Source organism: Mesorhizobium sp. M0991 (genome assembly GCF_040318915.1).
Lineage (GTDB): Bacteria > Pseudomonadota > Alphaproteobacteria > Rhizobiales > Rhizobiaceae > Mesorhizobium.
In genome coordinates this window covers 1-5,053 of record NZ_JAMYNE010000079.1, presented here as the reverse complement: position 1 = coordinate 5,053, position 5,053 = coordinate 1, and the positions used below count along the sequence as shown (strand labels likewise).

The following is a 5,053-nucleotide window of genomic DNA, read 5'->3' as shown; positions in this document are numbered from 1 at the left end:
CGGAACCCGGTCGGGATGACCAACGCGAGCTTGTGGCGGAGATCAGGGAGCATCTTGCTTAAAATACCGGGGGGCCTGGGCGTCCACCGCCGCCGTTCAATTTCTCAGAACTTATTCGCTGACGTCGACGCCATCAAACCGATGAATGCCAAGCGGGTCCATAACGAAGCCCGCGACCTTCTTGTTCATCGGCATGAAGACCTTGGAGTGGGCGATGGTCAGCCATGGGGCCTCACGCTTGAACACGGCCTGAGCTTCCTCGTAGATCTTGGTGCGCTCGGCGACGTCGGTCGTCGCCTTGCCCTTTTTCAGCAGGCCTTCGAACTCCTGATTGCACCAGATTGCATAGTTGGACTGGCCGATGGCATCGCAACCGAGCAGGAAAAAGAAGTTGTCCGGATCGCCATTGTCACCGGTCCAGCCCAGCTGGAAGGCGCCGTCGCGATCCTTAGCCTTGCCGCGCTGGCGGTACTCGGTCCATTCGTAGCTGACGATCTCCGCCTTGACGCCGACGGCGGCATAGTCGGCCTGGATCAACTCGGCGACGCGCTGGGCGTTCGGGTTGTAGGGACGGCTGACCGGCATAGCCCAGATCTTCATCGACAGATCCTTGACGCCCGCGTCGGCCAGCATCTTCTTGGCCGCCTCTGGATCATAGGGATCGTCCTTGATGTCCTTGTTGTAGGACCACATGGTCGGCGGGATCGGGTTGATGGCCGGCGCGCCGGCGCCCTGATAGACCGCGTCGATGATCGCCTTCTTGTTCACCGCCATGTTGAGAGCCTTGCGGACCTCGACCTTGTCGAAGGGCGGCTGCGTCGTGTTGTAAGCCATGTAGCCGATATTCAGGCCTTCCTGCTCGTCAACCTTGAGGTTCGTGTCGGCCTGCAGTCCGGCGATGTCGGCCGGCGCCGGGTACGACATGATATCGCACTCGCCGGCCTTGAGCTTCTGCGCGCGCACGGCCGGATCGGGCGTGATGGCGAAGATCAGATCGTCGATCTTCTGGCGGCCGCCATAGTAGCCGTCCCATGCCGCGTAGCGGATGACCGCATCGACCTGATAGTCGACGAACTGGAACGGACCGGTGCCGATCGGTTTCTGGGTGAACTGCTGCCGAGTGCCGGCCTTGTCGAGCTGGTCGGCATATTCCTTGGAGACGATCGAGGCGAAATCCATGCCGAGATCCGGCAGGAAGGCAACCTCAGGCTTGTTCAGCACGAATTTCACGGTCAGATCGTCGACCTTGACGATTTCCTTCAGAAGTTCCGGGAAGCCCATGCCGGCAAAATATTCCCAGCCGGTACCTTCCAGATAGCTAAACCACGGGCTTTCCTTCTTCCACTGGCGTTCGAAAGAAAAGATCACGTCGTCGGCGTTAAGGTCGCGCGTCGGCGTGAAATAGTCGGTCGTCTGGAATTTCACACCCGGGCGAAGCTTGAACGTGTATTCGAGACCGTCGTCGGAAACCGTCCAGCTCTCGGCGAGGCCGGGCGAGATGGTGGTCTTGCCATGCTCGAACTCGACCAGGCGCGAATAGATGGTGCGCGACGAGGCGTCGAAGTCGTTGCCGCCGCTCCATGGTGACGGGTCGAAGCCGGCCGGCGATGCCTCCGAGCAATAGACCAGTTGTTTTGCATTGGCCATGCCGCCCAGGACGCTTGCAGCCAGCAACGCGGCTGCAAAAGTCAGTTTCTTTTTCATTGAGCACTCCCTGATGTTCTTCCAAGCCCCTCTATCAGGCTCGCGAAGCGCGCATATAAGCACCGTTTTTCTAGCTTTGGAACTCCTCGTTTGCCTAACCCACGGGAAGCAGAAAAAAATTCCGGCACGCAGCAAATTGTGGAAAAAACGAGCGGAATCCGCAGATCACGACATTATTAGCGACTTCAATTTTTTGTTGATCGGCGATGCCGCCAATTGGGGGAATCGAGCCGTTCGGTTCAAGAGATGCGCGTCCGAAAAGCAGTCGCGGCCGAGAGGTTTGACGGCAAGTCTTACCGCACTGCCAGGTGGGCGAGGCTTGCACGGCCGCCGCTAGTGGCAATACATAGATAGATGGAGAGCGTGCCGGATTTCCCACGTTCCGGGCATTGCGGCAAACGTGGATACCTTTGTTCGTCAGGGGCGGCGGTGGCGCTCAAGCGTGCCGAAACGATAAGAACGATTGAGGGAGCGACAGGTGGCAAAACCGGCAAAGACAACGACCGCGGCGAAAGCAAAGGCCGCCGAGGCAACATCGAAAGCGGTCAAGCCAAAAGCGGCCGCCGCCAAGCCGAAGGCTACCGCGAAGGCAAGCGCGAAGCCGGCGGCGAAGACCGCGGCGGCAAAGGCTGCCAAACCGGGGGCCGGCAAGACGGCGCCTGCCGCAAGCTCTGCCGCCGCCAAGCCGGCGGCGAAAGCAGTGCCGACAGCGCCCAAACAGGCGGCAGGTCCAGCCAAGAGATTACCGAAGGCGATCACGTCGCTGGCCGCCGGCCTGCCGGAAAAACCGTGGCTCAAGAGTTACCCAAAGATCGTGCCGGCTGAGATCGGCAACCTGCCCTCCAGCTCGATCGGTGACTTTCTCGTCGCCGCCTGCAAGCAGTTTGCCAATCGGCCGGCCTTCGTCTGCATGGGCAAATCGATCACCTATGCCGACCTCGAGCGACAATCGGCGGCCTTCGGCGCCTATCTGCAATCAAAGGGGCTGCAGAAGGGCGCGCGTGTCGCGCTGATGATGCCGAACGTGCTGCAATATCCGGTGGCGATGATGGCAGTGCTTCGCGCCGGCTATGTCGTGGTGAACATCAATCCGCTCTACACGCCGCGCGAGCTGGAGCACCAGCTCAAGGATTCCGGCGCTCAAGCCATTGTCATCCTCGAAAATTTCGCCTGCACCTTGCAGGCGGTGATCGCCAGGACCGCGGTCAAGCATGTCGTGGTCGCCACGATGGGCGACATGCTCGGTGGGCTCAAGGGAACGATCGTCAACTTCGTTGTACGCCGCGTCAAGAAGATGGTGCCCGCATGGTCACTGCCCGGCCATGTCAAATTCAACGCCGCATTGAAGGCCGGCTCCGGCGTGACCTTCAAACCCGCCGAGGTCGTGGCCGACGACATCGCCTTCCTGCAATATACAGGCGGTACGACCGGCATCTCCAAGGGCGCGATGCTTTTGCACAGCAATGTCTTGGCGAACGTCGCGCAGAACGCGCTCTGGGTCGAAGACGCCTACACGGTCAAACCGAAACCGGCGCATATGAACTTCCTCTGCGCGCTGCCGCTCTACCATATCTTTGCGCTCACCGTGAACGCGATGATGGGAATGCAGCAGGGCGCACAGAACGTGCTCATCCCCAATCCGCGCGACATTCCCGGCTTCGTCAAGGAGCTGCAGAAATTCCCGATCCACATCTTCCCGGGCCTCAATACGCTGTTCAATGCGCTGCTCAACAATGAGGATTTTCGCAAGCTCGACTTCAAGCCGCTGATCCTGACGCTGGGTGGCGGCATGGCGGTGCAGAAGGGCATCGCCGAGCGTTGGAAGGCGCTGACCGGCTGCCCGATCAGCGAGGCCTACGGACTCTCAGAAACTTCGCCGGGGGCGACCGCCAACAAATTCAGCGACGGAGTCTACACCGGCACGATCGGCCTGCCGCTGCCCTCGACCGAGATCGCCATCCGCGACGACGACGGCAACAATTTGCCGCTCGGCGAAGTCGGCGAAATCTGCATCCGCGGACCGCAGGTGATGGCCGGCTACTGGAACCGGCCGGACGAGACCGCCAAGGTGATGACCAAGGACGGCTTCTTCAAGTCGGGCGACATGGGCTTCATGGACGAGCGCGGCTACACCAAGATCGTCGACCGTAAGAAGGACATGATTCTGGTTTCCGGCTTCAACGTCTATCCGAACGAACTCGAAGAGGTGGTGGCGCAGCATCCGGGCGTGCTCGAAGTGGCGGCGATCGGCGTGCCGGACGAGCATTCGGGTGAAGTGCCGAAGCTGTTCGTCGTCAAGAAGGACCCGGCACTGACCGCCGAAGCGCTGGTGGCTTATTGCAAGGAGAACCTGACCGGCTACAAGCGCCCCAGATATATCGAGTTCCGCGCCGAACTGCCGAAGACGCCGGTCGGCAAAATCCTGCGGCGGGCGTTGCGGGGCTAGACGCGGCTTGAGCGATTGCATCGTCAGCGCCCACGCCGTGGATACAGGTACGCGTCCGGACCCGGCAGAGTTCATCCGGGCGAACATGCGGATCGCCGCAGTGCCTGCGGTTCCCGAAATCCGGCTTTACACTGCCCATCCCGGAAGCGGGCTCAGGCGGCTTGTCGAGTGGAACCAACACGGCATCGAGGAAGACGGACCTGAACCGGAGCCACCGTACTGGGCCTATGTCTGGGCCGGCGGCGCGGTGCTTGCCCGCTACATAATGGACCGGCCGGAGACCGTGGTCGGGCGTCGCGTGCTCGATCTCGGCGCCGGCTCGGGCCTTGTCGGCATCGCGGCGGCGAAAGCCGGAGCGAGCGAGGTCGTCGCGGCCGAAATCGATCGTAATGGCGTGGCCGCGCTCGGCCTCAATGCGACTGCGAACGGCGTCGCTATCATGATCATTGGCGAAGACATCACCGGCGGTCCGCCGCCACCAGTGGATATCGTGATGGTCGGCGACCTGTTTTACGCCCACGATCTCGCCGGCCGGGTCGTTCCCTTCCTCCAACGCTGCCTTGGAGCCGGCATCGCCGTGCTGATCGGCGATCCTGGCCGCGCCTATCTGCCCCGCTCGCGGCTTCGCCTGCTGGCCGAATACGAGGTGCCGGATGTCGGCGAAGGCAGGAATGCGGCGATGAAACCGAGCGGCGTGTTCTCGTTCGGACCAGCTAGAGTCTTCACGTTTTGACGGAAGCGTATCCGGCGTTTGTGAAGTAGTTTTTGCATTCGCCGGGTTCGATCGTCGCAACGAGGTGGCCGATGTGGCGCCAAGTGTCCTCGACGGTACGCTTCTGAGCTTGTCGCATCCAATGCTTGATCTTGGCGAAGGCCTGCTCGATCGGGTTGAGGTCGGGGGAG

The 5,053-nt window shown here is 61.3% G+C and carries 3 protein-coding genes and 1 pseudogene; 2 read left to right on the top strand and 2 right to left on the bottom strand.

What is annotated here, in order from left to right; all coding sequences use genetic code 11:
- Nucleotides 1-111: 111 nt before the first annotated feature.
- Nucleotides 112-1,704: an ABC transporter substrate-binding protein gene (locus NKH70_RS35350; protein WP_352722205.1), complete on the bottom strand. Its 1,593-nt coding sequence runs from the start codon at nucleotides 1,702-1,704 to the stop codon at nucleotides 112-114.
- Nucleotides 1,705-2,182: 478 nt separating this feature from the next.
- On the opposite strand from NKH70_RS35350, the gene NKH70_RS35345 reads away from it, so the two are divergent.
- Both NKH70_RS35345 and NKH70_RS35340 read left to right on the top strand, forming a co-directional pair.
- Entirely contained in the window at nucleotides 2,183-4,150 is a 1,968-nt protein-coding gene (locus NKH70_RS35345) for a long-chain fatty acid--CoA ligase (protein WP_352722206.1), read from the top strand.
- 85 nt (nucleotides 4,151-4,235) lie between these two features.
- Complete coding sequence (locus NKH70_RS35340) at nucleotides 4,236-4,883, top strand: class I SAM-dependent methyltransferase (RefSeq protein ID WP_502908465.1); 648 nt, start codon at nucleotides 4,236-4,238, stop codon at nucleotides 4,881-4,883.
- Here the strand turns inward: NKH70_RS35340 and NKH70_RS35335 are convergent.
- Nucleotides 4,873-5,053 (bottom strand): annotated as a pseudogene (locus tag NKH70_RS35335) (IS630 family transposase); the annotation flags it as partial. The gene NKH70_RS35340 and the pseudogene NKH70_RS35335 sit on opposite strands and share 11 nt — an antisense overlap.